Genomic DNA, 23,817 nt, shown 5'->3' with positions numbered 1-23,817 from the left:
GATGTCACTTTCGAGACGCTTTTTCCTCGATCCCCGAACGCCCCTCGCGGCGGTCGAGTTCATTTTCCACGTCGGAAAGCGTCACGTCGCGCGCGGCAAGCATGACCAGCAGGTGATAAAGCGTGTCGGCGGCCTCGGAGATCAGTTTGGCGCGGTCGCCCTTGACCGCCTCGATGATCGCCTCCACGGCCTCTTCGCCGAATTTCTCGGCGCATTTCTCGGGACCCTTGGCCAGCAGCTTGGCGGTCCAGCTGGTCTCGGGGTCGGCACCTTTGCGTGCCGCGATGGTCTCGGCCAGGCGGTGAAGGCCGGTCGGGTGCGGGCCGCTCATGTCAGCCGCACCGGAATGTCGGCGGCGGCCAGGTGCTCCTTGGCCTCGCGCACGGTGAAGGTGCCGAAATGAAAGATCGAGGCCGCCAGCACCGCCGAGGCATGGCCCTCCAGCACGCCCTCGGCCAGATGCTCCAGCATGCCGACCCCGCCCGAGGCGATGACCGGGATCGTGACCGCATCGGCCACGGCGCGGGTCAGCGGGATGTTGAAGCCGGACTTGGTGCCGTCGCGGTCCATGCTGGTCAGCAGGATCTCGCCCGCGCCCCTAGCGGCGACGGTACGGGCGAATTCCACCGCGTCGATGCCGGTGGGCTTGCGGCCGCCATGGGTGAAGATCTCCCACTTGCCGGGCGCCACGGTCTTGGCGTCGATGGCGCAGACGATGCACTGGCTGCCGAAACGGTCGGCGGCCTCGGCGATCACGTCCGGGTTTGCGACGGCGGCCGAGTTGAAGCTGACCTTGTCGGCCCCGGCCAGCAGCAGGGCACGCACGTCCTGGTGGCTGCGCACGCCGCCGCCCACGGTCAGCGGCACGAAACAGGCCTCGGCCGTGCGCGTCACCAGGTCGTACATGGTGCCGCGATTCTCATGCGTGGCGTGGATGTCGAGAAAGCAGATCTCGTCCGCGCCGGCCGCGTCATAGGCGCGCGCCGCCTCGACCGGATCGCCGGCATCGCGAAGGTCGACGAAGTTCACGCCCTTGACCACGCGGCCATCGGCGACATCCAGGCAGGGGATCACACGGGTCTTCAGCATGATGCCTTGTTACCTCGCCCGCCGCATTCAGGCTAGCGCCTTCAGCGCCGCATTCAGGTCGATGGCGCCGTCGTAAAGCGCCCGGCCGGAAATCGCCCCGGCGATGACCCCGGTCGCGCGCAGCGCCATCAGGTCCTGCATCGAGCTGACCCCGCCCGAGGCGATGACCGGAACGTTGACCGCCCGTGCCAGCGCCTCGGTCGCGGCGATGTTGGGACCGGCCATGGCCCCGTCGCGGTCGATGTCGGTATAGATGATCGCGGCGACGCCCGCGTCCTCGAAGCGATGCGCAAGGTCGACGACGTTCACGTCGGTTTCCTCGGCCCAGCCGCGCGTCGCCACCCGGCCGCCGCGCGCGTCGATGCCCACGGCGATCTTGCCGGGGAATGCCATCGCCGCCTCGCGTACCAGTTCGGGCTGCTCGACCGCCACCGTGCCCAGGATCACCCGTGCCAGCCCGCGGTCCAGCCAGCCTTCGATGGTCGCCATGTCGCGGATGCCGCCGCCCAGCTGGACGGGCAGGTCGATGGCGGCCAGGATCGCCTCGACCGCGGCGGCGTTCACCGGCTTGCCGGCAAAGGCGCCGTTCAGGTCGACCAGATGCAGCCATTTCGCCCCGGCGTCGCGAAAGGCGCGGGCCTGGGCGGCGGGGTCGGTGCCGAAGACGGTCGCCGCCTCCATGTCGCCGCGCAGCAGGCGCACGCAATTGCCGTCCTTGAGGTCGATCGCGGGATAAAGGATCATCGCATCTCTCCTGATAGCGTGGCGCCCCTTTGCCACAGCCGGCGCCGATCCGAAAGGCCCCGGGTCCCGCGGCCGCGACCTCACGTCAGGCTTGATCGCCGGCGGCAGGCACCCGCATCCTGCACCCGGGACCATAGCCCCAGGGGAGGGGGAATCACCATGAGGACACTGGCTCTTGCCGCTTTGCTCGCGCTTGCGGGCACCACCGCCCAGGCCGATGGCATCGGCGGCATCTTCCAGACCCAGGCCAATGACGACGGCAATGTCGGCATGGTCGAGTTCTACGATTGCGGTGGCAAGTATTGCGGCAGGCTGATCAAGAGCTTCGACAAGGCGGGCAAGGAGATCAAGTCGCCTCATGCCGGCAAGAACATCGTCGCCGGCATGACCGACGATGGCGGCGGCAAGTTCTCGGGCGGCACGATCTGGGACCCGGGCGCCGACAAGACCTACAAGTCGAAGATGCAGCTCGACGGCAAGACGCTGAACGTCTCGGGCTGCGTCGCGGTCTTCTGCAAGACGCAACGCTGGGTCCAGGTCAAATAGCGGCCCGGCTGCTTTCCGTTTTCCAAATACCCCGGGGGACGCCCTTCGGGCCCCGTCGAGGGGCCTGAAGGGCGGGGGGCAGAGCCCCCGGCCGCGCCCCTCACGGGCGCCAGCGCAGGAAGTTGCCGATGATGTGCAGGCCGACGGCCTGCGACTTCTCGGGATGGAACTGGGTGCCGACGATATTGTCGCGCCCGACCACCGCCGTCACCGGCCCGCCGTAATCGACAGTGGCCAGCAGATGCGCCGGATCGGCGACGCGGAACTGCCAGCTATGCACGAAATAGGCGTGATCGCCGGTCGCGATGCCGTCCAGCAGCGGATGAGGGCGCAGCACCGTCAGGTCGTTCCAGCCCATATGCGGCACCTTCAGGCCGGGGGCGTCGATGGCGTCGATCTCGCCGCCGATCCAGCCCAGCCCCTGGGTGTCGCGATATTCGTGTCCGGTCTCGGCCAGCATCTGCATGCCGACGCAGATGCCCATGAAGGGCACGGCGCGGTCCAGCACCGCCTCGCGCAGCGCCTCGACCATGCCGGGCACGGCATCCAGTGCCGCGCGGCAGGCCGGAAAGGCGCCGTCGCCCGGCAGCACGATGCGGTCGGCGCGCGCGACCGCATCGGGGTCCGAGGTCACCACCACTTCGGCCCCCGCCTCGCGCCCCATCAGCGCAAAGGCCTTTTCAGCCGAATGCAGGTTGCCGCTGTCGTAATCGACCAGGGCCACCCGCATCAGAGCGCCCCCTTGGTCGAGGGCAGCACGCCCGCCATGCGCGGGTCGGGCTCGACCGCCTCGCGCATGGCGCGGGCCACCGCCTTGAAGGCGGCCTCGGCGATGTGATGGGCGTTCAGCCCGTGGATGCGGTCGACATGCAGGGTGATCCCGCCATGGGTCGACAACGCCTGGAAGAACTCCCGCACCAGCTCGGTGTCGAACGTGCCGATCTTCTGCGCCGGAAAATCCACGTTCCAGACCAGATAGGGCCGCGCCGAAAGATCCAGCGCCGCACGGACCAGCGCATCGTCCATCGCCAGGTGGAACGAGCCATAGCGCCGGATGCCCCGCTTGTCGCCAAGCGCCTGGGTCAGCGCCTGGCCGATGGCGATGCCGGTATCCTCGACCGTGTGGTGGTCGTCGATATGCAGGTCGCCCTTGGCCCGCACCGTCAGGTCGATCAGCGAATGCCGCGCCAGCTGGTCCAGCATGTGGTCGAAGAAGCCGACGCCGGTCCGGTTGTCGTAGCGGCCGGTGCCGTCGAGGTCCAGCTCGACCTCGATCTGCGTCTCGGCCGTTTCGCGGGTGATCTTTGCGCGGCGCATCGCGTCCTCTCCTTATGCAGGCTTGCCGCCTTATAGGGCCCGATCCGGCGGCTGAAAAGCCGATGCGGCGTCGCGGATCGGGCGGGAAGTCCCGCCCGTCCTTGTCATATGGCCGATCCAATGCGAAAAGTGACGGGCAAGCCCCAAAGGACAAGCGACCCGAAAGGATCCTGGCCGATGAGAGAAGACCTGAACCTCAGCGAAAAGCGGCTGATCGCGGCGCTGGACCGGATCGACCAATTCCTGGACCGCGTGGCCCAGGCGCGCCATGCCCCGCCGCCGGCATCCTCGGCCGAGGCAGAGGCGGTGCAAGTGCGGCTGCACGAGGCCGAGGCCGAGAATCGGCGTCTTTCGCAAGAGCTTGCCGCCCTGCACCAGCGCCAGGCCACCACGCTTTCCGACTGCGAGGCGCGGCTGGCCGAGGCGCATCAGCGCCTGGTCGCGGCCGGGCAGGAAGCCGCGCAGCTGTCTGCCGCGAACGAGGCGCTGGCCGGGGCCAACCGCGCCTTCGTCGCGGCGCAAGGCGAGGGCGCGTCGCAGGACGATATCCGCCGCGCGCTGGAGGCCGAGATCGAATCGCTGCGCGCCGCCCGTGCCGCCGAGGTCGCGCAGATGGGCGAGATCGTCGACGCGCTGGACCGCATGATAGACGGCCCGGCGCCCCCGGCCCCCGCCGATGCGCCGCCCGCCATGGTCGAGAACCCGGTGCCGCCGGAGGCCGCGACCCTTGCCGGCGAGGCGCGGGAGGACGGCCCGCCCGAGGCGGCGGAGCTTGCCGGGGACGGCGCCACTCTGGACGGGGAAAGGGGCTGAGCGATGGCCGAAGTGGATTTCTCGATCGGGCACAAGGCCTATACCCTGGCCTGCCAGGAGGGCGAGGAGCGGTTGCTGAAGCGCGCCGCCGGCCTGCTGGATGCCGAGGCCCAGGTGATTCTGGAACAGGCGGGCCGGATGCCCGAGCCGCGGCTCTTGCTGCTGTCGGGGCTGATGCTGGCCGACCGCACCTCGGGGCTGGAGGACCGCGTCGCCACGCTTGAGCGTGAGTTGGCGCGGCTGAAATCCAATCCGCGGCGCGTCGAGGTCCCGGTGGTGCCCGAGAGCCTGAGCGAGGCCATGGCGGAGCTGGCGGCGCGGGCCGAGGCCCTGGCCCAGAAGGCCGAGGACCAGTCGGCGGACTGAGCGCCGTCGGCGCCGTCCCTGGAGTATTTGCAGAACGGTGAAGATGGGGCCGTGGCCCGCCGTATGGCGGCGGTGTTCGTCGCGATGCGATGTCCCCGGGCACGGGGCGAGCGGCCTTTCGTCGCGCTTTGCGACACGGCGACAGAGGCGCGCGCGTCGTCAGGCCCCTTGGTCCGAATATCTTTTCCTTCGTTCCTGGCGCCGCCATCGCGCGCCGGTGGCGGTGCGGGCCTGCGCCGCGAAGGCTCGCCCCCTTCCGGGCGGCGGCGCGCGGTATATATAGCGCGGGCCGTCCATTCATTCAGGAGCATTCATGGAACGCCTTCTCGAACGCAGCCTTTTCGCCAGTCGCTGGATGATGGCGCCGATCTATGTCGGTCTGGCGCTGTCGCTGTTGATCCTGCTTTGGGTCTTTGCGCTGGAGCTGTGGCACCTGGTCGGCATCCTGCCGGTCATGACCGTCAACGACGCGGTGCTGGGCGTGCTGGCGCTGATCGACCTGAGCCTGGCGGCGAACCTTTTGCTGATCGTGATCTTTTCGGGCTACGAGAATTTCGTCAGCCGCATGGACCTGAGCGAGCATGAGGACAGGCCGGACTGGCAGGGCGAGGTCGATTTCTCGGGGTTGAAGCTGAAGCTGGTGGCCTCGATCGTGGCGATCTCGGGCATCCATCTGCTGAAGGTGTTCATGGATGTCAGCAAATACGCCCCCGATCAGATCCGCTGGATGGTGGTGATCCATCTGGTCTTCGTGATCTCGGGCGTGCTGCTGGCCGCGATGGACTGGATCGCGAACCATGGCAAGACGCTGAAGAAGGCCAAGGCTTCCCAGGCATGAGAGGTCGCGCCGGCTGCGCGGTCGCATGAGTATTTGGGGAACGAAGAAGGGCAGGGGCGGCGCATGATCGGCGCCGCCCCTTTTCGCTTTGGCGGATTTTTGGCCGGGCGGGCGGCGCGGACCCTTGCGACTTTGCCCGCCATGGCTATAACCCCGGACGATTTATCAGCCGCCAGCCCGAGGGACCGTCATGCCGAAGAGAACCGATATCAAATCCATCCTGATCATCGGCGCCGGTCCCATCGTCATCGGCCAGGCCTGCGAATTCGACTATTCCGGCGCCCAGGCCTGCAAGGCGCTGCGCGAGGAAGGCTATCGGGTCATCCTGGTCAACTCGAACCCCGCCACGATCATGACCGATCCCGAGATGGCGGATGCGACCTATATCGAGCCGATCACCCCCGAGGTGGTCGAGAAGATCATCGCCAAGGAGCGGCCCGATGCGCTGTTGCCGACCATGGGCGGGCAGACGGGCCTGAACACCGCGCTGGCGCTGGCGGATATGGGCGTGCTGAACCGCTATGGCGTCGAGCTGATCGGCGCGCAGCGTGCCGCCATCGAGATGGCCGAGGACCGCAAGCTGTTCCGCGAGGCCATGGACCGCATCGGCCTGGAGAACCCGCGCGCCACCATCGTCGCGGCGCCCAAGCATCCGAACGGCCGCTATGACGTCGCGGCCGGCGTCGCCATGGCGATGGAGGCGCTGGAGGAGATCGGCCTGCCCGCCATAATCCGGCCTGCGTTCACGCTGGGCGGCACCGGCGGCGGGGTCGCCTATAACCGCGACGATTACGAGCGCATCGTGCGGTCGGGGCTGGAAGCCTCGCCCGTGGCGCAGGTGCTGGTGGACGAGAGCTTGCTGGGCTGGAAAGAGTATGAGATGGAGGTCGTGCGCGACCGCGCCGACAATGCCATCATCGTCTGCTCGATCGAGAACGTCGACCCGATGGGCGTGCATACCGGCGACTCGATCACCGTGGCCCCGGCGCTGACCCTGACCGATCGCGAATACCAGCGCATGCGCAACGGCTCCATCGCCGTGCTGCGCGAGATCGGCGTTGAGACGGGCGGCTCGAACGTGCAATGGGCGATCAACCCCAAGGACGGCCGCATGGTGGTGATCGAGATGAATCCGCGCGTGTCGCGGTCCTCGGCGCTGGCCTCGAAGGCGACGGGTTTCCCCATCGCCAAGATCGCCGCCAAGCTGGCGGTGGGCTATACGCTGGACGAGTTGGACAACGACATCACCCGCGTGACGCCGGCGAGCTTCGAGCCCTCGATCGACTATGTCGTGACCAAGATCCCGCGCTTCGCCTTCGAGAAGTTCCCGGGCTCCAGGCCCGAGCTGACCACGGCGATGAAATCCGTGGGCGAGGTCATGGCCATCGGCCGGACCTTCCACGAATCGCTGCAAAAGGCGCTGACCTCGATGGAGAACGGCTTGACCGGGCTTGACGAGATCGAGATCCCCGGCGCCCCCGACAAGGCCGCCATCGTCAAGGCGATCAGCCAGCAGACCCCCGACCGGCTGCGCCTGATCGCCCAGGCCATGCGCCACGGGCTGAGCGACGACGAGATCCAGCATGCGACCGCCTTCGATCCCTGGTTCCTGGCCCGGCTGCGCGAGATCGTCGATGCCGAGGCCGATGTGCGCGCCCAGGGACTGCCCGAGGATGCCGAGGGCTTGCGGCGGCTGAAGATGATGGGCTTCACCGACGCCCGGCTGGCCAAGCTTGCCGGCAAGCCCGAGGCCGAGATCCGCAAGGCCCGCCGCGCCCATGACCTGCACCCGGTCTTCAAGCGTATCGACACCTGTGCCGCCGAGTTCGAGGCCCAGACCCCCTATATGTATTCGACCTACGAGGCGCCGGCGATGGGCGAGGTCGAGAACGAGGCCCGGCCCAGCGACCGCAAGAAGGTGGTGATCCTGGGCGGCGGGCCGAACCGCATCGGCCAGGGCATCGAGTTCGACTATTGCTGCTGTCACGCCTGTTTCGCGCTGACCAAGGCCGGCTACGAGACGATCATGGTCAACTGCAACCCCGAGACCGTATCCACCGATTACGACACCTCGGATCGGCTGTATTTCGAGCCGCTGACCCTGGAGCATGTGCTGGAGATCCTGCGCATCGAGCAAGAGAACGGCACGCTGCACGGCGTCATCGTCCAGTTCGGCGGCCAGACGCCGCTGAAGCTTGCCAATGCGCTGGAGGAAGAAGGCATCCCGATCCTGGGCACCACGCCGGACGCCATCGACCTGGCCGAGGATCGCGAGCGGTTCCAGAAGCTGCTGAACGACCTGGACCTGAAACAGCCGATCAACGGCATTGCCCATAGCGATGCCGAGGCCATCGAGATCGCCGACCGCATCGGCTTTCCGCTGGTCATCCGCCCTTCCTATGTCCTTGGCGGTCGCGCGATGGAGATCGTGCGCGACATGGACCAGTTGAACCGTTATATCCGCGAGGCTGTGCAGGTTTCGGGCGACAGTCCGGTGCTGCTCGACAGCTATCTCTCGGGCGCCATCGAGGTCGATGTCGACGCGCTGTCCGACGGCGAGACCGTGCATGTCGCGGGCATCATGGAGCATATCGAGGAAGCCGGCGTGCATTCCGGCGACTCGGCCTGTTCGCTGCCGCCGCATACGCTGGACGCTGCCACCATCGCCGAGCTGAAGACCCAGACCGAAGCCATGGCCAAGGCGCTGAACGTCGTCGGGCTGATGAACGTGCAGTTCGCGCTGAAGGACGGCGCGATCTATGTGCTGGAGGTCAACCCGCGCGCCTCGCGCACCGTCCCCTTCGTCGCCAAGGCCACCGACAGCGCCATCGCCTCGATCGCGGCGCGGCTGATGGCGGGCGAGCCGATGTCGAACTTCCCCGCCCGCCCGGCCTATCCCGAGGGCGTCGGCCCCGACGATCCGCTGCCCTTCGCCGACCCGCTGACGCTGGCCGACCCGAACACGCCCTGGTTCTCGGTCAAGGAGGCGGTGCTGCCCTTCGCCCGCTTCCCCGGCGTCGACACGCTGCTTGGCCCCGAGATGCGCTCGACCGGCGAAGTCATGGGCTGGGATCGCAGCTTCCCGCGCGCCTTCCTCAAGGCGCAGATGGGGGCGGGCACGCAATTGCCCGAAAGCGGCCTGGTCTTCGTCTCGGTGCGCGACGCCGACAAGACCGAGGCGCTGGCCGAGGCGGCGCGCGAGCTGACCGCCATGGGCTTCAAGCTGGTTGCCACCCGCGGCACGGCCGAATTCCTGCGCGGTGCGGGGGTCGAGACCGAACTGGTCAACAAGGTCTATGAGGGCCGTCCGAACATCGTGGACCGCCTGAAGAACGGCGAGATCGTCATGGTGCTGAACACCACCGAGGGCGCGCAGGCCATCGCCGACTCGCGCGAGATTCGCGCGGTCGCGCTGAACGACAAGATCCCCTATTACACCACGGCCGCCGGCAGCATTGCCGCGGTCGCGGCGATCAAGTCGCGCGGAGAGGGTGAAGTCGGGGTCAGGTCGCTTCAAGCCTAGCGCCGGAATACGGCTGTTTCGGGGGCTTTTCAGCGCCCCCGACCGTGCGACGCGATTGAGAGCCCGGCTTTGCCGGAAGGAATGCCTGTAGGCCACCCGATCAACCGGGCAGGCAGGACCGGGATCGTCCTCGGCCCTGTAACGCAGGTGCGCGGGATCGCCTGTCGGCTGCAGCCGCGCCGGTTGGGGTAGCACAACCTTTGTCCGGGGCACCCACTGGATGAAGCGCACGCCTTGCCGGCGCGCGAGGGCGATCTACGATCATCGGCAACTTTGGATAGGTCGCATCGGGCTGCCGTCATGGGCAAGCGCGCCATGGCCCCGGTGTTTCAGGATTGCAGGACCGGAGGCCACGGTGTTCGCAGCCGATTGCCCATCGCGGTTGCAGAGCGGAGCCTTGTCCGACCCGAAGGGCGCAATATTTTGCTTCTGAAGGGAAGAAGTGGCAGCCCGTAGGGTCAAGCCCATTTCCTCATGAAATCAATGTCATCAACGGCCCCCATCGGGCCGCGGGGGGCGTTGATAATGTTGGTGAAAATTCCGGGTTGCCCTGCGCGGAATTTGGTGGCGTCACCGCCTTCCTCGACCGCATCGAGGAAAACGCCCGGCGCCAAGCGGCGGCCCGTCACCTGATCAATGCCGCGCTGAACTGCGGCGCCGACGCGGTGCGCTTCCTCGAAATCATCCACGCTCATCTGTCGCCCGGCCATCCGATCCCGAACCCTTACCGGCTGATGCCCGAGGCGCGGGAATGGGCCAGCTGGGCCAGCACGGCCGAGCGCAAGGCCTATGCGCTGGCCTGCTACGAGGCACTGCCCCCGGCCGATCAGGTGGCCTTCCTGTCGCATGTCAGCGGGGAGGAGGCGGCATGAACGTCGAGCGGATTTCGAGGTCGCCCGAGCCGGTGCTGGACCTGACAGAGGCCAAGAACCATACGCGCGTCCTGTTCGATGATGACGACGCCGATTTCGTCAATGCGATTGATGCGGTGGCGCGCGAAGCCGAGGATTACGGGCAGCTCGCGCTGATCAATCAGACGATCCGCGTCACCTTGCCGTGCTGGCCGCGCGCCATGAGCTTCAGCCTGCCGATAGCGCCGCTCCTGGACTGGTCAACCGTGACCATCACCGCAGACGGGGAAGCGTTCGACGACTTTGCGGTAATGACCGGCCGGCGCCCCGCGCTTCGATTGAGCGGGTCCAGGCCGCAGGGGGAAATCGTCATCGAGTATGTCGCGGGGTTCGGTGATGCAGCCGGCGACATTCCCGGCGATCTGCGCAAGGCGATGCTGGACCAAGTGTCGGTCTATTACGACACCAGGGGCGCGGTCGATAAGCAGGCCGTTAGCCTGTCGCCCCACTTCGCCCGGATCCTCGGCCGCTATCGCGGGGTGCGGACATGAGCGCGGAGCGAGGATACACGGGCGATCCCGACATTGACCAGCTGCTGTTCCGGTGGCGCCGCGTCATTGCGGACGCCACCGACGAATGGGCGCGGGGGTTTGCCCTGTCGATCCAGAGGGCGCGCAAGCGTCCGGGCTGGATGCCCAGCCATCGGCAGTTGGCCGTCATGCGCCGCCTGGTGGCAGAGCTGCCACCCGTCGCCAGGGAGGATGAACCTGACCTGATCGAGGATTGAACATACCGGCCCGCATGGCGCGGGCCTCGGCCGCCGTGGAGCTTTCACGGGTTAGCGATGCGCGGCGGCTTAAAGCGCAGCAGACGGAACGGTTCAGGCGCAAACCGGCGCGGCAACAGTCGCACGGTGCGGTGGAAATCCGCAGGGGCAGCTATCCCGCTTCGGCGGTCTCTCCAAGCCCCAGGAACCCGCTGCCACCCTCAAGGCGCGAACATGGGAGAGCGGACCGGGCCGAGGGAAAGGCAGGTCTGACCTAAGCGACGGGCTCGTCCGAATGGGCAGGTCAAGATCGCGGCGGTCAGGGCGGGAACGCTGGGTTCTGAACCCCGGCCTTTAACCCGCTTCCTGACCGTCGCTCGGGGTCTGAACCGATGGGCAGGGACAAGAGAAGAACAGGAACAAGAGCTTAGATGCGAGAAGGCAAAGAGATGATCACGGGAACGGAAGGCGCGGCGCGCGACCTGTTCGGGCATGGTCCCAATGCCCAGACTTCGGTTTTGCCGGGGGACCGGCGCCAGAGTGTTCCTCTCTCACTTCTGGAAAAAATCCGGGGAAAATCGCCGTCGATGCGGGCGATCCAGTTTTTGGGCCTGTTGCGCGTTCCCGAGGGCAAAAAGGCCGGAAAACCGCTCAAACTGGCGAATTTCCAGAAAAAATTCGTGAAAGGTTCGTTCGGCAAAGGCGTGACGGTCGGCGTCCTGTCCATCGGGCGGGGCAATGCCAAGACGGCGCTTTCGGCGGGCCTCGCGTTGGCCGAGCTGGTCGGGGCGCTCCAGGAAGATCCGCAGCCGAACCGCGAGATCATCTTCGCGGCCCGCAACCGCGACCAGGCGCGCATCGCCTTCAATTTCGTGCTGGGCTACATCAACGGCCTGCCGGAGTCCGATCAGGCGCAGTTCACCATTCGGCGCGGCTCCAAGCTGGAAATCGAATTCGGCGGCAATGGCGGCGGGCTGGCGCGCTGCATCGCCGCTGACGGCAAGTCCATTCTCGGCGGTGCCCCGACGCTGGCCATCATGGATGAGCGCGCCGCCTGGGAACGCGAGAAGGGCGACAATCTCGAAAACGCCATTCTCTCGGGTCTCGGCAAGCGCGACGGCCGGGCGCTGATCATCTCGACCTCGGCCCCCGACGACACCAACACCTTCAGCCGCTGGCTGGATGAACCGCCGCCCGGTTCTTACGTCCAGGAGCATCGCCCGCCCTTCGGCCTGCCGGCCGATGATCTGGAAAGCCTGCTGCTGGCGAACCCCGGCGCGGCCGAGGGCATCGGCTCGACCCCGGAATGGCTGCTGTCGGCGGCAAAGACCGCCATCGCGCGCGGCGGCGCGGCCCTGTCCAGCTTCCGCAACCTGAACCGCAACGAGCGCGTGTCGATCGAGAATCGGTCGGTGCTGGTCACGGTGGACGAATGGCTTTCGGCCGAGGTCGCGCCCGAGGATCTGCCGCCCCGCGAAGGCCCTTGCATTCTCGGCGTGGACCTGGGCGGTTCGCGCTCCATGTCGGCGGCGGCGTTCTACTGGCCGGAAACCGGGCGGCTGGAAGCCCTCGGCACCTTCCCGGCCTTCCCGTCGCTGGCGGATCGCGGCGCGGCCGATGCCGTCGCCCATCGCTATGTCGAAATGCACGAGCGTGGCGAATTGTCGGTCATGGGCGAGAACACGGTTCCGCCCGGCCCGTGGCTGGCCGAGATCGTGCGCCAGCTGGACGGTATCCAGCCCGCCTGCATCGTCGGCGACCGCTTCCGTCATGCCGAATTTGCCGAGGCCATGAACGGCGCCGGCTTCGCCCGCGTCCCGTTCATCTGGCGCGGCTTCGGCTGGAAGGACGGGGCCGAGGATATCGAGCGGTTCCGCCGCGCGCTGTTCGACGGCGACGTGAAGGTCGTGCCGTCGCTGCTGCTGCGCTTCGCCTTCGCGGATGCCGTGACCCTGATCGACCCGGCCGGCAACGCCAAGTTGGCGAAGGGCCGTGCCCTCGGCCGTATCGACGCGGCGGCGGCGGCGGTGCTGGCGGTTGCCCAGGGCGCGCGGATGCAGGCCGCACCGACCCGGAAAGCGAGGGCGGCATGGGCATGAAGCGCGACCAATGGCGGCGCCATTCCCGGCCCGTCCTGAAAACCAAACGCTGGCAAGTGCTGCGCCAGATCGTGCTGGAGCGCGACGGCTGGGCTTGTGTGGACTGCGGCACGAAGCGCGGCCGGCTGGAAATCGACCATGTGAAGCCCGTGCGGACGCATCCGCATCTGGCCTTCGACCCCGGCAATTGCGCCACCCGGTGCAGCTCCTGCCACACCAAGAAAACCCGGATCGAATGCGGCCACCCCGCGCCGATCCGGTCGCCCGAGCGCGATGCCTGGGCGCAAGCCGTTGCCGATCTGGCGACGAACCCAAACCCGGCAACATGAGGTATCACATGCTGGATAGTGTCAAAATCGCCCGTCGCCAGTCGGAAATCCGGCAGGCTCTGGCGGGTCTGGTGGGCAAGGAAAGCCCGACCGAGGACGAAACCCGCTCCATGGAGACGCTGGACGCGGAATATCGCGCCAACGAAACCCGGTATCGCGCTGCGCTGATCGCGGAAGATACCGAACGCCGCGAGGCGGGCGAGGAACTGGAAACCCGCTCCGACCGGGAATATGCCGAACTGGTCGGCCGCTTCGAGCTGCGCCAGGTCGCCCTTGCCATCGACGAAGGCCGGGCGCTGTCGGGCGCGACCAAGGAGGTCGTTGAGGAACTGCGCAGCAAGGGCGGCTATCAGGGCGTCCCGGTCCCGCTGGCGGCGCTGGAAACCCGCGCGGGCGAAACCGTCGCGGCCGACCAGATCAACCCGAAAACCATCCGCCCGGTGATCGACCGGCTTTTCCCGGCTTCGGTGGCCTCGCGCCTCGGCGTCCAGTCGATCAACATCACCTCGGGCGAGCTGGAATTCCCGGTTGCGACCGCCGGCGCGGTGTTCGGCTGGCAGACCACCGAGCTGGGCAATGTCGGCGCGGCCTCGGAATACCAGACCTCGGAACGCAGCCTGAACCCCGACCAGACCGGCGGGGCGCAGATGATCATCAGCCGCAAGGCGCTGAAACAGGCGGGCGAAGGGCTGGAATCGGCCATCCGCCGCGACCTGAACGCGGTGATCGGCACCGAGCTTGACCGGGTGGTGATCAACGGCAGCGGCGCGGCCGGCCAGCCTCTGGGCATCATCCCCGGCGCGGCGACCTATGGCATCGCCTCGACCGCCGTTGGCGCGGCCGCGACCTGGGCGGCATTCCGGGCGCAGGTGGTGGCCTTCATGCAGGCCAACGCGATCACCTCGGCCAGCCAGGTCAATCTGGGTTTTGGCCCGGCGATCTGGGCCGAGCTGGATGATGCGCTGATCACCGGCACCGCCGTTTCGGAATGGGACCGCCTGACCAAGCACATTGCCAGCCCGGCGATCAGCAATGTGATCCCCGATGAAACCGCGATCCTGACCGCGACCGTGCAGGGCATCGCGCCGGGCTATCTCGGCATCTACGGCGGCGTGGACCTGATCCGCGATCCCTACACCAAGGCGCAATCTGGCCAGCTGGTGCTGACGGCGCTGGTCACGGCCGATTTTACCGTGCCGCGTGGGATGCAGACTCGCATCCTGACCGGCATCGGGGAACCCTGATGCTGTGGGGGGCGTCACTCGGGGCGCTGGAACTGCGCAGCGAGGGCGGGGCAACCCGCCTTCGGGCGACGTTCCCTTATGGCGCGGAAACCGAACTGGCAGCCGGGCGGTATGAGGTTATCGCCGCCCGCGCCTTCGCAGACCGGATCGAGCGGGACGAGGATATCCACCTGCTGGCCGGCCATGACTTCAACCGCCCGCTGGCATCGCGCGCGGCCGGCACCTTGCAGCTGCGAGACACCGACACCGCCTTGCAGATCGAGGCCACGATTGACGGCCAGACCAGCTGGGCGCGGGACTTCCTTGCCGCCCATGCCTCGGGCCTGATCCGTGGCCTGTCGCCCGGTTTCCGCGTCCACCGCGGCGGCGAGCGGATCGAGCGGCGCGCGGGGGGCACACTGCGCACCATCACGGCGGCCGATCTCCTCGAGGTCTCGGCCGTCACCCGGCCGGCCTATTCGCAAGCCCAGATCGAGGCGCGGGAATGGCAGCCCGTGGGCGAGGTCGCGGAACGCATCGTCACGCATCACCTGAACCGTTGGAGGCTCTGACATGGGGCTGATGGATATTTTCCGCCGCAAGCCCATCGAAACCCGCGCCGTGCAGCCAGGCTATACCGCTGCGCTGATGGCGGCGCGGGAGGCGTGGATTGCCGGCGGCTCCGGCCTGGCCGAACTGACCTCGGCCGTTCAGGCCTCGGTAAGCCTATGGGAAAGCGGGCTGGCGCTGGCGGACGTGACCGGCACCGACCTGCTGGACCGGCGCAGCATGGCGATCTGCGCCCGGGCGCTGGCCCTGCGCGGGGAATGTCTGTTCCTGATCCGCGACCGGCTGATCCCGGCCACCGATTGGGATCTGTCCACCCGCTATGGCCAGCCGCGCGCCTATCGCCTCGGCCTGCCCGAGATCGGCGGCGGGCGCTCGGAAACCGTGCTGGCCCCCGAGGTGCTGCATTTCCGCATCGGCTGCGATGCCGTCACCCCCTGGGCCGGATCGGCACCGCTGGCCCGCGCCAAGCTCTCGGCGTCCCTGCTGGATGAAATCACCATGGCGTTGCGCGACGTGTTCCGCGATGCGCCCATCGGCAGCCAGATCATCCCGGTTCCCGAGGGCTCGGCCGAGGACATGGATACCATGCGGCGCAGCTTCCGGGGCAACCGGGGCGCGTCCCTTGTCATCGAGGGCACCGCCCAGGCAACCGCCGCCGGCATGAACCCGAATATCGGCCAGTCACCCGACCAGCTTTCGCCCCAGCTCGACAAGACGCTGGCCGACAAGCTTCTGACCGTGGCCAAGGGCGAAATCTACAACGTGTTCGGCATCCTGCCCGGCCTGACCAACCCGGCCACCACCGGCCCGCTGGTGCGCGAGGCGCAGCGCCACCTGGCGCAGCTGGTGCTGCAACCCATCGTTAACCTGATGGCCGAGGAAGCGACCGAAAAGCTAGGCGCGACCGTCGCAATCGACGTGGTGCGGCCGATGCAGGCTTACGACCACGGCGGCAAGGCCCGCGCCGTCGCCACCATGCTGCAGGCCATGGCCGAGGCCAAAGAGGCCGGGCTGGACCCGGCCACCGTCAAGGACGTGATGAGCTTCATCGATTGGGCAGACTGATGAAATAGGGCGGGATGCGCCTGCGGGCTTGCGACTTGTTCACCGCGAAGCATCTGGGATCAGACGGCGAGTGCCCGGCTTGGGAAAGCCAAACCCCGTCAAGGCGCGGATCGTCTCTCCGGCGGTCGCGGCGCAGATCAGCATGGCGGAACCGGGGCTGATCATGGCCGGGACGTTGATGCGCCCCGGCCATTCCCGTCAGGTGAAGTCCCCATCCTCACCAGACAGGCTTGCTTCGAACTTTTCGTTCACCCTTTTGAAGTATGCCCGCCGTCCTTCCTCATCGATCAAAGAGTGAAATAAGGGCGATGCCATGTTGATGACTTCACAGCCATTTACTTGCAGCAGGTTGCCATCCCGACCAGTTACAGTGACGCTAATGGAACCAGTGTGATATCCATCGTCATCGCGCTCGATCATCACAAGCCGGTAGTCTTTGCCGATTTCGATCATAGATTATCCTTCCTCAGTCTGACACCCGGACCTTCGCCGTTTTCGTTGATAAAGATCACGCCGGCCGCTTCGAGAGCAGTGCGGATTGCGTTGACTGACGGTTCAGCCACAGCCCGTCTTTCCCGCTCAAAATCCACCACGGTTGACAAGCTTACGCTCGCCGCCTCGGCCAGCGTTCCTTGCGTCATTCCGATCAGGGCGCGCGCTGCGCGTGCTTGTGCAGGCTTCATATCCACAAAAATTGTTGACGCAACCTTGGGGTGCGAGTATCCACAATAATTGTTGATACCTTAGCCTAGGAGCTATGACAATGCACCTTAACCCGATTCCCGGGGACAATCCCGGCTTGCCTTCCGCCCGCCTCTTCGAAATCCACGACTGCCTGACCTTGGCGCTGGACGCGACCGAACGCCCCTCGGGCTATTCGCAGTCCGAGCGCGAGGCCCGCAGCTACGTCCGCGCCGCCCTGCGCCGCGTTGGCAAGCTGATGGAGGGCGTGGCATGAACGCCAAATTTGCTGCCCGACTTGAGCGTGCGCACCTGATCGCGGCGCGGGTAGTGGTGCAGGACGCTGCAGCTCTACCGATCTTCGAGCGGCTGGATGCCGAACTGCAGGCTGCTCGGGCCGCATTGACCGCGCGCAAACTGAACAATCCGGTAGCCTACGCGCGGGCGCTGGTCCACGCGAGGAAAGCGAGCAATCGAGGAGGCGCAGCATGAAGCGGCGCTTTTTCCTTGGCCTTGCACCGACCATTATCGCTGCCCGCGCCACTTCTTCTTCCCATATCAACTTGCCGACCATCCAGGAACGGATCGACCACCATGCGGCCGAAATCCTTGGCATGGTGCGCGAAATCGCCCCTTCCGAGATTGGCGCGATTTCGGTCAACCTCTCGGAAAACTGGCATGAGCAAGGCACAGTTGGCCGGTGGTGGCATGGAACTGGCGCCAGCTTCCGATGGCGTGAATATGATCGAGGGACAGCCCAGTGGGTGCAGGATCGGGCCTTCCATCTCAATCCGGAGAATCTGGCATGGTCATAACCCCGCAAGAGGATGAATTCCTGCGCATCATCTTCAACGCCTCTCCTGCCGAGGTTCGGGCGATCTGCGCGCGGGTTGAGGTTGATCCGGCAGCAACGCCGGCCTGCCTCAACCTGGTGCGGGTGTTGCGGAACTATGCCGACAAGTTCCAAGCGAACCTTGAGTCCGCGGGTGTTGACTGTGGCTAGGCCGGGCATGGCTGTCATCGGATTCCAGCAGCGCCTCTTGACGATATCAAGAGGTTTGGTTAAGCTCTGGAAAATATCAAGAGGTTAGCTATGAGCGACTTTCCCAAATCCACGAACTACCGGGCCACTACCGCCCTTGCCTGCGAAATCGCAGCCACCCATCCGGATCGTTTCAACGAGGCGGTTCATGCTGGTTTCTACCCCTGTGCACCCAAGACCACGCCGGGCAAGGCGCGCAGCTTCGATGTGAACGACATTATCGTTCTGCGTCTGTATCAACGGTTCCTCGACGCCGGCATGAAAGCCGAAAGCGCCGGGCATAAAGCCTGCGCTATCCGGCAGTTTCTGGAAACCCACCCGGAGGCGGATCAGGTCTATATCGTCAAGCCCTCGATGGGTTCGTCGTATTACGTCGATCAGTTTGATCCGAAAGAGCGGCACATTCCTTGGGAAGGGCCGCATGCGCCGGACGTTCTGTCTGTCGAGGTTTGGAACTTTCATTACCTGCGTGGCCGTATCGTTCACGAGATCGAGGAAGCCGCCAAAGTCGTGGGCGGCTAAGAATAGTACCAGCCGGGGCGGCCTCGGTCGCCAAACTTCGCCCGCCCCGGCTTCGACCTGAAACCCGCTAGGAGAATCAGATATGCACCGGCATAGCATCATCCAGGCGCAGCGCGAAGCGAAGGGTTGATCAATGGCAAACCCTCGCACTGCCTTCAAGCAAACGGACGTGACCCGCGCGATCAAAGGTGCCCTTGCGGCGGGCTTTGAGCCGGGCGAGTTCCGTATCGCGCCGGACGGCACCATTCAGGTTCTGCGCGCCGGCACCGTGTCCGCCGCCGACAACCGGATTGATCAGATGATCGGAGCGCGCCATGGCAAAGCGTAACGGCGGCGGCTTCCCCGGCGTGTCACGCAACTGGCAGCGCGGCAAGCTTCGCTGGCGGTTCAAGAAGCACGTCAACGGCGTGAAGGTGATCGATGCCTATATCGATCACCCCTACGGGTCCGACGAGTTCAAGGCCGAGTATGAGGCGCTGCTGCGCGGCGCCCAGAAGCCTGTTTTCTCGACCGCGATCTATGGCACCCTCGGGTGGCTGATCGAGCAGTTCATGGGCGATGCCCAGTATCTGAACGCTTCGGATATCCGCAAAAAGACCCTGCGCGGCCAGTTCGATTGGCTCAAGGCAGAGGCGGGCAAGTGGCCGCTGGACGATATTCGCACCCGGCATGTCGAACATATCATGGGGATGAAGGCCGGTCCCAGCGCGGCGAATACGGTGCGCAAGAACCTGTCTACGTTGTTCAATTTCGCGATCCGCAAGGAATGGCTGATGGTCAACCCGGCAAAGAAGGCCATGGCGCGGAAAGAGAACGACAGCGGCTATCACACCTGGACCGAGGATGAAATCTCGCGGTTCCTGGACAGGTTCGGCCCCGGCACCAAGCAACGCCTGGCCTTGGTCCTGATCTTGTGCACCGGGGCAGCGCGCCAGGATGTGATCCGGCTGGGCTGGCAGAATATCAAGGCCGGCCGCATCTCATATCGGCGCGGCAAGACCGGGCAGGCCGCTGACCTGCCGATCCTGCCCGAGCTATGGGCCGAACTGGACGGCCTTCCGCGCGATGTGATGCTGTTCCTGAACCATGGCGGTGGCCGGCCCTACAAGCCCGAAAGCTTCGCGAACTGGTTCAAGGATCAATGCATCGCCGCCGGACTGCCGCACTGTTCTTCGCACGGATTGCGCAAGGCGGGGGCGACCCGCTTGGCCTATGCAGGGGCGACGGAATACGAGATCATGGCGTTCCTCGCGCACAAGACTCCGCACGAAGCTGCGACCTATACCAAGGCGGCAGGACGCGCCCGGCTGGCCGATGGCGGCATGAGCAAATTGCCCTCGTTCCACGAATTGCAGGGCAATCGCAATTCTCAAGCCATTGAAAATAAGGGGGAATAAGTGATGAAGTGGCAGCCCGTAGGGGAGTCGAACCCCTCTTTTCAGGTTGAAAACCTGACGTCCTAACCGATAGACGAACGGGCCACTTTCCGTATCCGCCGGGTCGTACCCTGCGGCGTGGGGCGGTATTTAGGTTCTCTGCTGCGGGCCTGCAAGCGGAAAAATCACCTTGGCATAAAGTTTTTTCCGGCTGGAACCAGGGGCCTCAACCCACCGGCGCGGCATCGTCCAGACGCAGCCGCACCCGCTCGCGACCGCCCCATTGCGATAGCTCCAGCTTGCCCGCCAGATGGAAGCAGCGGCCGCGGGCGCCCAGCAGCGCGGGACCCAGCGGGCCGTTCATCGCGCCCCAGGCCACCGCCTCCAGCACCGGGCTGCCGGGGCTGCGGAAACGCAGGCGCAGGTGGCTGTCGCCCATCGCGCCCGCGCTGTCGATCAGCTGCTCGGCAAAGGCAAAGCGCGGTGCCGGCGCCGCCTGGCCGAAAGGGCCGGCGCGCTCCAGCATCTGCATCAGCTCGACCGTCGCCCCGGCGGGGTCCATGAGGCCCGAGATGCGCAGCTCGCCGGCGCCCGGACGCTCGGCCATTTCGCGCGACAGAAGCTGCGACAGGCGCTCCATGGCTGCGGGGATCTTTGCCTCCTCGATTGTCAGGCCGGCCGCCATGGCATGCCCGCCGCCCTTCAACAGCAGCCCCTCGGCCGAAAGGCGCTGGATGGCGCGGCCCAGGTCCACGCCGGGCACCGAGCGGGCCGAGCCCTTGCCGATGCCGCCCTCTACCCCGATCACCACCGAGGGCAGGCCGGTCGCCTCCTTCACCCGCGCGGCAACGATGCCGACGACGCCGGGATGCCAGCCGTCGCCCGCCGCCCAGGCGACCAGGCTGTCGCTGGCGCGGGCCTCGACCTGGGCCAGCGCCTCGTCGCGCACGGCGGCCTCGATGGCGCGGCGGTCGCGGTTCAGCACGTCCAGTTCGGCCGCCAGCCGCTCGGCCTGCCGGCCGTCGGTGCAGGACAGGCACAACGCGCCCAGATCGGCACGCCCGACCCGGCCGCCGGCATTGATGCGCGGCCCCAGGAGAAAGCCCAGGTGAAAGGCGTTCGGCGCCGAATCGAGCCGCGCCACGTCCGACAGCGCCACCAGGCCCGGACGTTCGCGCCGCGCCATGACCAGCAGTCCCTGCCGCACGAAGGCGCGGTTCACGCCCACCAGCGGCGCCACATCCGCGACCGTCGCCAGCGCCACCAAGTCCAAGAGCGGGATCAGGTCGGGTTGCGGATGGCCGTCCCGGCGCAGCAGGCTGTTGCAGCGCACCAGCGTCAGGAACACCACGCCCGCGGCGCAGAGATGGCCAAGGCTGCCGTCCTCGTCGGCGCGATTCGGGTTCACCACCGCCAGGACCGGGGGCAGGGTTTCGCCGCCCTGGTGGTGGTCCAGCACGATCACATCGCAACTCGCCGCCGCCAGCGCCTCATGGCTGAGCGTGCCGCAGTCGACGCAGATGATCAGGTCATGACCCTGCGACAGCGACGCGATGGCAGGGGCGTTGGGGCCATAGCCCTCGTCGATGCGGTCGGGGATATAGAGCGTGGCGTCGCGGCCCTGCCGGCGCAGCCAGTCCAGCAGAAGCGCGGCCGAGGCGCCGCCATCGACATCGTAATCGGCGAAGATGGCGATGCGCTGGCCGGCCAGCACGGCCGCGACCAGCCGCTCGGCCGCCTTGTCCATGTCGCGCAGGCTCGAAGGGTCTGGCAGCAGGTCGCGCAGCTTGGGGTCGAGGTAAAGCGGCGCCTCATGCGCGGGCACGCCCCGCGCGGCCAGCACCCGGCTGACGGGCAGGGGCAGGCGGCTGTCCTGGGCCAGCGCCTCGGCGGCGCGTTCCAGCGTGGCTTCGGGACCGCGCCAGAGGCGGCCGGTCAGCGAGGATTCTACGGAAAGAAAGGCGGTCATGTGGGCTTCATCCCCCATGACCGCCTGCTGTTCAAGCCCGTCCGTCCAAGCTTACTTGATCGGGTTGCGATAGATCATGCGCCGCAACGAGCCGGTCTTCGAGCGCATCAGGATGGTTTCGGTCTGCAGGTAATGCGGCTCGCGCTTGACGCCGGCCACGATCGAGCCGTTCGTCACCCCGGTCGCGGCAAAGATCACGTCCGCGGTGACCATCTCGTCGCGCGAATAGATGCGGTTCAGGTCGGTGATGCCGGCCTTGGCGGCGCGGCCCTTCTCGTCGTCGTTACGGAACAGCAGCTTGCCCCACATCTGCCCGCCCATGCATTTCAGCGCCGAGGCGGCCAGAACCCCTTCGGGCGCGCCGCCCGAGCCCATATACATGTCGATGCCGGTCAGCTCCGCTTCGGCGCAATGGATCACGCCGGCCACGTCGCCGTCGGTGATCAGCCGGATGGCCGCGCCGGTCGAGCGCACCTCGGCCACCAGGTCCTCGTGCCGGGGGCGCTCCAGGATGCAGACGGTGATGTCGCTGTCCTTGACCCCGCGCGCCTTGGCCAGCGCCCGCACCCGTTCCGAGGGCGACATGTCCAGGCTGACCACGTCAGTGGGATAGCCCGGGCCGATGGCAAGCTTTTCCATGTAGACATCGGGCGCATGCAGCAGCGTGCCGCGCGGCGCCATGGCGATCACGGTCAGCGCGTTGGGCATGTCCTTGGCGGTCAGCGTGGTGCCCTCCAGCGGGTCCAGCGCGATGTCGACCGCGGGGCCGGCGCCGGTGCCGACCTCCTCGCCGATGAACAGCATCGGCGCCTCGTCCCGCTCGCCCTCGCCGATGACGACGACGCCCTTGATGTCGAGCATGTTCAGCTGCTCGCGCATCGCGTTCACGGCGGCCTGGTCGGCGGCCTTCTCGTCGCCGCGGCCGATCAGCCGCGCCGAGGCATGGGCGGCGGCCTCGCTGACGCGGGCAAGGCCAAGCGACAGCATGCGATCGTTGAAATCCTTGGGCGAGGTCATGCGGAAATTCCTTGTGCTTTCTGGCTTTCCGGGCTTCTACGCCCGGTGCCCCGGTCCGGCAAGCCTGCGCGCGCTAACGGGTCAGTTTTCCGCCAGTTCCAGCGCCAACGCATGGATGCGCGGCACGATGTCGCCCAAGGTCGCATGCACCAGCCGGTGGCGCGCGACACGGCCCAGCCCCGCAAAACGGGCGCTGGCCATGCGGATGCGGAAATGCGTCTCGCCACCCTCGCGCCAACCGCCATGGCCGCGATGGTTCTCGCTCTCATCGATGATTTCCAGCCGCAAGGGTTGGAGTTCGGCCAGTCTTTTACGCATCTCGTCGGCAATCATGCGCTTGCCCCCTTTCATGTCCCGCGAAATAGCCTAAACTGCCTGTCCCGTTCAGGACAAGGCAGGCAGATGAGCAACAGCGACCCGTTCGGATTCGACATTTCCGCGGCCTCGGACAAGAAACGCCGGGCCAAGGGCCGGCGCGGCATGTCCGGCGCCTTCGAAACATCGACGCGGCGATGCGACAAGGAGGGCTGCAACCAGCCGGGCCAGTATCGCGCGCCGAAATCCCCGCGGGCGCTGGACGAATACTATTGGTTCTGCAAGGAACATGTGCGCGAATACAACCTGAACTGGAACTATTTCCAGGGCCAGTCCGAGGCGGAGTTCCAGGAATTCCTGGACAATGCCACGGTCTGGGAACGGCCGACCAAGCCCTTCGGCCGCGCCGCGCAGGAACAGAAGTGGGCCCGCCACGGCATCGACGATCCGCTGGAGATCCTGGGCGCGAACGGCACCAACCCCGAACTGCGCACCCGCACCGCGCGCAAGCTGCCGCCGACCGAGCGCCGGGCGCTGGAGATCCTGGAGGCCAAGGAGACCTGGACCCGCGCCGAGATCCGCAAGCAATACAAGTCCCTGGTCAAGGATCTTCACCCGGACATGAACGGCGGCGACCGCTCGGACGAGGATCGGCTGCAAGAGGTGGTCTGGGCCTGGGACCAGATCAAGGACAGCCGCAGCTTCAAGGACTGAGCGCCCGGTCCCGCATGGAAAAAGAGCCGCGAAAGCCCGCGG

General features: G+C 66.6%; 30 protein-coding genes and 1 tRNA gene. 21 read left to right on the top strand and 10 right to left on the bottom strand.

Annotated elements, in window-relative coordinates; genetic code table 11:
- Positions 1 to 4 precede the first annotated feature (4 nt).
- From QPR87_RS03255 to hisA, 3 genes are read right to left on the bottom strand one after another with little or no spacing between them, the layout of a single operon-like run.
- Entirely contained in the window at positions 5 to 331 is a 327-nt protein-coding gene (locus QPR87_RS03255; protein WP_011748180.1) for a phosphoribosyl-ATP diphosphatase, read from the bottom strand.
- Positions 328 to 1,089, bottom strand: a complete 762-nt coding sequence (gene hisF / locus QPR87_RS03250) for an imidazole glycerol phosphate synthase subunit HisF (RefSeq protein ID WP_285048301.1) — start codon at positions 1,087 to 1,089, stop codon at positions 328 to 330. The genes QPR87_RS03255 and hisF overlap by 4 nt, the downstream gene beginning before the upstream one ends.
- Positions 1,090 to 1,116: 27 nt before the next feature.
- Positions 1,117 to 1,833 carry a 1-(5-phosphoribosyl)-5-[(5-phosphoribosylamino)methylideneamino]imidazole-4-carboxamide isomerase gene (gene hisA, locus QPR87_RS03245; RefSeq protein WP_285048299.1) on the bottom strand — a complete coding sequence of 239 codons (717 nt, stop codon included), beginning with the start codon at positions 1,831 to 1,833 and terminating at the stop codon, positions 1,117 to 1,119.
- A gap of 159 nt (positions 1,834 to 1,992) precedes the next feature.
- Here hisA and QPR87_RS03240 point away from each other — a divergent pair, with 159 nt between their 5' ends.
- A complete protein-coding gene (locus tag QPR87_RS03240) occupies positions 1,993 to 2,379 on the top strand; it encodes a DUF2147 domain-containing protein (RefSeq protein WP_285048297.1) in 387 nt (128 codons plus the stop codon).
- A gap of 100 nt (positions 2,380 to 2,479) precedes the next feature.
- On the opposite strand, the gene hisH is transcribed toward QPR87_RS03240, so the two are convergent.
- Together hisH and hisB are read right to left on the bottom strand one after the other, a co-directional pair.
- Positions 2,480 to 3,109 (bottom strand): imidazole glycerol phosphate synthase subunit HisH, encoded by a 630-nt coding sequence (gene hisH, locus QPR87_RS03235; RefSeq protein WP_104491890.1) that lies wholly within the window; start codon positions 3,107 to 3,109, stop codon positions 2,480 to 2,482.
- Complete coding sequence (gene hisB / locus QPR87_RS03230; RefSeq protein WP_011748175.1) at positions 3,109 to 3,696, bottom strand: imidazoleglycerol-phosphate dehydratase HisB; 588 nt, start codon at positions 3,694 to 3,696, stop codon at positions 3,109 to 3,111. Before hisB ends, hisH begins: the two co-directional genes overlap by 1 nt.
- Positions 3,697 to 3,873: 177 nt before the next feature.
- On the opposite strand from hisB, the gene QPR87_RS03225 reads away from it, so the two are divergent.
- From QPR87_RS03225 to QPR87_RS03170, 12 genes are all read left to right on the top strand, one after another.
- Positions 3,874 to 4,509 (top strand): hypothetical protein, encoded by a 636-nt coding sequence (locus QPR87_RS03225; protein ID WP_285048295.1) that lies wholly within the window; start codon positions 3,874 to 3,876, stop codon positions 4,507 to 4,509.
- 3 nt (positions 4,510 to 4,512) lie between these two features.
- Positions 4,513 to 4,875 carry a cell division protein ZapA gene (locus QPR87_RS03220; protein ID WP_285048292.1) on the top strand — a complete coding sequence of 121 codons (363 nt, stop codon included), beginning with the start codon at positions 4,513 to 4,515 and terminating at the stop codon, positions 4,873 to 4,875.
- 313 nt (positions 4,876 to 5,188) lie between these two features.
- Complete coding sequence (locus QPR87_RS03215) at positions 5,189 to 5,713, top strand: TIGR00645 family protein (protein WP_011748172.1); 525 nt, start codon at positions 5,189 to 5,191, stop codon at positions 5,711 to 5,713.
- A 190-nt stretch (positions 5,714 to 5,903) separates the two neighbouring features.
- Positions 5,904 to 9,236, top strand: coding sequence for a carbamoyl-phosphate synthase large subunit (gene carB, locus QPR87_RS03210; protein ID WP_285048291.1), 3,333 nt, complete (start codon positions 5,904 to 5,906; stop codon positions 9,234 to 9,236).
- 545 nt (positions 9,237 to 9,781) lie between these two features.
- Positions 9,782 to 10,108 (top strand): hypothetical protein, encoded by a 327-nt coding sequence (locus tag QPR87_RS03205; RefSeq protein WP_285048290.1) that lies wholly within the window; start codon positions 9,782 to 9,784, stop codon positions 10,106 to 10,108.
- A complete protein-coding gene (locus tag QPR87_RS03200; protein WP_285048289.1) occupies positions 10,105 to 10,638 on the top strand; it encodes a head-tail connector protein in 534 nt (177 codons plus the stop codon). Before QPR87_RS03205 ends, QPR87_RS03200 begins: the two co-directional genes overlap by 4 nt.
- The gene (locus tag QPR87_RS03195) at positions 10,635 to 10,874 is read left to right on the top strand and encodes a hypothetical protein (RefSeq protein WP_028710965.1); all 240 of its coding nucleotides are present in this window, start codon (positions 10,635 to 10,637) and stop codon (positions 10,872 to 10,874) included. Before QPR87_RS03200 ends, QPR87_RS03195 begins: the two co-directional genes overlap by 4 nt.
- Positions 10,875 to 11,302: 428 nt before the next feature.
- Positions 11,303 to 12,952, top strand: coding sequence for a terminase large subunit domain-containing protein (locus tag QPR87_RS03190; protein ID WP_502921591.1), 1,650 nt, complete (start codon positions 11,303 to 11,305; stop codon positions 12,950 to 12,952).
- The gene (locus QPR87_RS03185; protein ID WP_285048287.1) at positions 12,943 to 13,281 is read left to right on the top strand and encodes an HNH endonuclease; all 339 of its coding nucleotides are present in this window, start codon (positions 12,943 to 12,945) and stop codon (positions 13,279 to 13,281) included. The genes QPR87_RS03190 and QPR87_RS03185 overlap by 10 nt, the downstream gene beginning before the upstream one ends.
- 8 nt (positions 13,282 to 13,289) lie before the next feature.
- Complete coding sequence (locus tag QPR87_RS03180; protein WP_285048285.1) at positions 13,290 to 14,525, top strand: phage major capsid protein; 1,236 nt, start codon at positions 13,290 to 13,292, stop codon at positions 14,523 to 14,525.
- Positions 14,525 to 15,076, top strand: coding sequence for an HK97 family phage prohead protease (locus tag QPR87_RS03175; protein ID WP_285048283.1), 552 nt, complete (start codon positions 14,525 to 14,527; stop codon positions 15,074 to 15,076). The genes QPR87_RS03180 and QPR87_RS03175 overlap by 1 nt, the downstream gene beginning before the upstream one ends.
- A 1-nt stretch (position 15,077) precedes the next feature.
- Positions 15,078 to 16,139, top strand: coding sequence for a hypothetical protein (locus QPR87_RS03170; protein WP_285048281.1), 1,062 nt, complete (start codon positions 15,078 to 15,080; stop codon positions 16,137 to 16,139).
- A 198-nt stretch (positions 16,140 to 16,337) separates the two neighbouring features.
- Here the strand turns inward: QPR87_RS03170 and QPR87_RS03165 are convergent, their stop codons facing one another.
- Positions 16,338 to 16,592 (bottom strand): hypothetical protein, encoded by a 255-nt coding sequence (locus QPR87_RS03165; RefSeq protein ID WP_285048280.1) that lies wholly within the window; start codon positions 16,590 to 16,592, stop codon positions 16,338 to 16,340.
- Positions 16,593 to 16,902: 310 nt separating this feature from the next.
- Between QPR87_RS03165 and QPR87_RS03160 the strand changes: the two genes are divergently transcribed.
- The 7 genes from QPR87_RS03160 to QPR87_RS03130 all read left to right on the top strand — a co-directional run bounded on the left by QPR87_RS03160 (position 16,903) and on the right by QPR87_RS03130 (position 19,781).
- Positions 16,903 to 17,097, top strand: coding sequence for a hypothetical protein (locus QPR87_RS03160; protein ID WP_285048279.1), 195 nt, complete (start codon positions 16,903 to 16,905; stop codon positions 17,095 to 17,097).
- Positions 17,094 to 17,312, top strand: a complete 219-nt coding sequence (locus tag QPR87_RS03155) for a hypothetical protein (RefSeq protein WP_285048278.1) — start codon at positions 17,094 to 17,096, stop codon at positions 17,310 to 17,312. The genes QPR87_RS03160 and QPR87_RS03155 overlap by 4 nt, the downstream gene beginning before the upstream one ends.
- On the top strand, positions 17,309 to 17,635 hold the full coding sequence (locus QPR87_RS03150) for a hypothetical protein (protein WP_285048277.1): 327 nt from the start codon (positions 17,309 to 17,311) through the stop codon (positions 17,633 to 17,635). The genes QPR87_RS03155 and QPR87_RS03150 overlap by 4 nt, the downstream gene beginning before the upstream one ends.
- Positions 17,626 to 17,823 (top strand): hypothetical protein, encoded by a 198-nt coding sequence (locus tag QPR87_RS03145; RefSeq protein ID WP_285048276.1) that lies wholly within the window; start codon positions 17,626 to 17,628, stop codon positions 17,821 to 17,823. Before QPR87_RS03150 ends, QPR87_RS03145 begins: the two co-directional genes overlap by 10 nt.
- Before the next feature lie 90 nt (positions 17,824 to 17,913).
- The gene (locus QPR87_RS03140; protein ID WP_285048275.1) at positions 17,914 to 18,384 is read left to right on the top strand and encodes a hypothetical protein; all 471 of its coding nucleotides are present in this window, start codon (positions 17,914 to 17,916) and stop codon (positions 18,382 to 18,384) included.
- A 169-nt stretch (positions 18,385 to 18,553) separates the two neighbouring features.
- A complete protein-coding gene (locus QPR87_RS03135) occupies positions 18,554 to 18,712 on the top strand; it encodes a hypothetical protein (protein ID WP_285048274.1) in 159 nt (52 codons plus the stop codon).
- Positions 18,699 to 19,781, top strand: coding sequence for a tyrosine-type recombinase/integrase (locus tag QPR87_RS03130; RefSeq protein WP_285048273.1), 1,083 nt, complete (start codon positions 18,699 to 18,701; stop codon positions 19,779 to 19,781). Before QPR87_RS03135 ends, QPR87_RS03130 begins: the two co-directional genes overlap by 14 nt.
- A 9-nt stretch (positions 19,782 to 19,790) precedes the next feature.
- Here the strand turns inward: QPR87_RS03130 and QPR87_RS03125 are convergent.
- The 4 genes from QPR87_RS03125 to QPR87_RS03110 form a co-directional block, all read right to left on the bottom strand.
- Positions 19,791 to 19,865: transfer RNA gene (locus tag QPR87_RS03125), tRNA-Glu, on the bottom strand.
- 121 nt (positions 19,866 to 19,986) lie between these two features.
- Positions 19,987 to 21,729 (bottom strand): single-stranded-DNA-specific exonuclease RecJ, encoded by a 1,743-nt coding sequence (gene recJ / locus QPR87_RS03120; RefSeq protein WP_011748169.1) that lies wholly within the window; start codon positions 21,727 to 21,729, stop codon positions 19,987 to 19,989.
- 51 nt (positions 21,730 to 21,780) lie between these two features.
- Positions 21,781 to 22,746 (bottom strand): class II fructose-bisphosphatase, encoded by a 966-nt coding sequence (glpX, locus tag QPR87_RS03115; protein WP_104491892.1) that lies wholly within the window; start codon positions 22,744 to 22,746, stop codon positions 21,781 to 21,783.
- A gap of 81 nt (positions 22,747 to 22,827) precedes the next feature.
- Positions 22,828 to 23,079, bottom strand: a complete 252-nt coding sequence (locus QPR87_RS03110) for a BolA family protein (RefSeq protein WP_011748167.1) — start codon at positions 23,077 to 23,079, stop codon at positions 22,828 to 22,830.
- Positions 23,080 to 23,148: 69 nt separating this feature from the next.
- Between QPR87_RS03110 and QPR87_RS03105 the strand changes: the two genes are divergently transcribed.
- Entirely contained in the window at positions 23,149 to 23,775 is a 627-nt protein-coding gene (locus tag QPR87_RS03105) for a J domain-containing protein (protein WP_011748166.1), read from the top strand.
- Positions 23,776 to 23,817: the final 42 nt, after the last annotated feature.

The organism is Paracoccus sp. SSJ (genome assembly GCF_030234105.1).
GTDB classification, from domain to species: Bacteria; Pseudomonadota; Alphaproteobacteria; order Rhodobacterales; family Rhodobacteraceae; genus Paracoccus; species Paracoccus denitrificans.
Note: the sequence above shows the minus strand (reverse complement) of the source record. Positions and strands in the feature narration are given on the sequence as shown.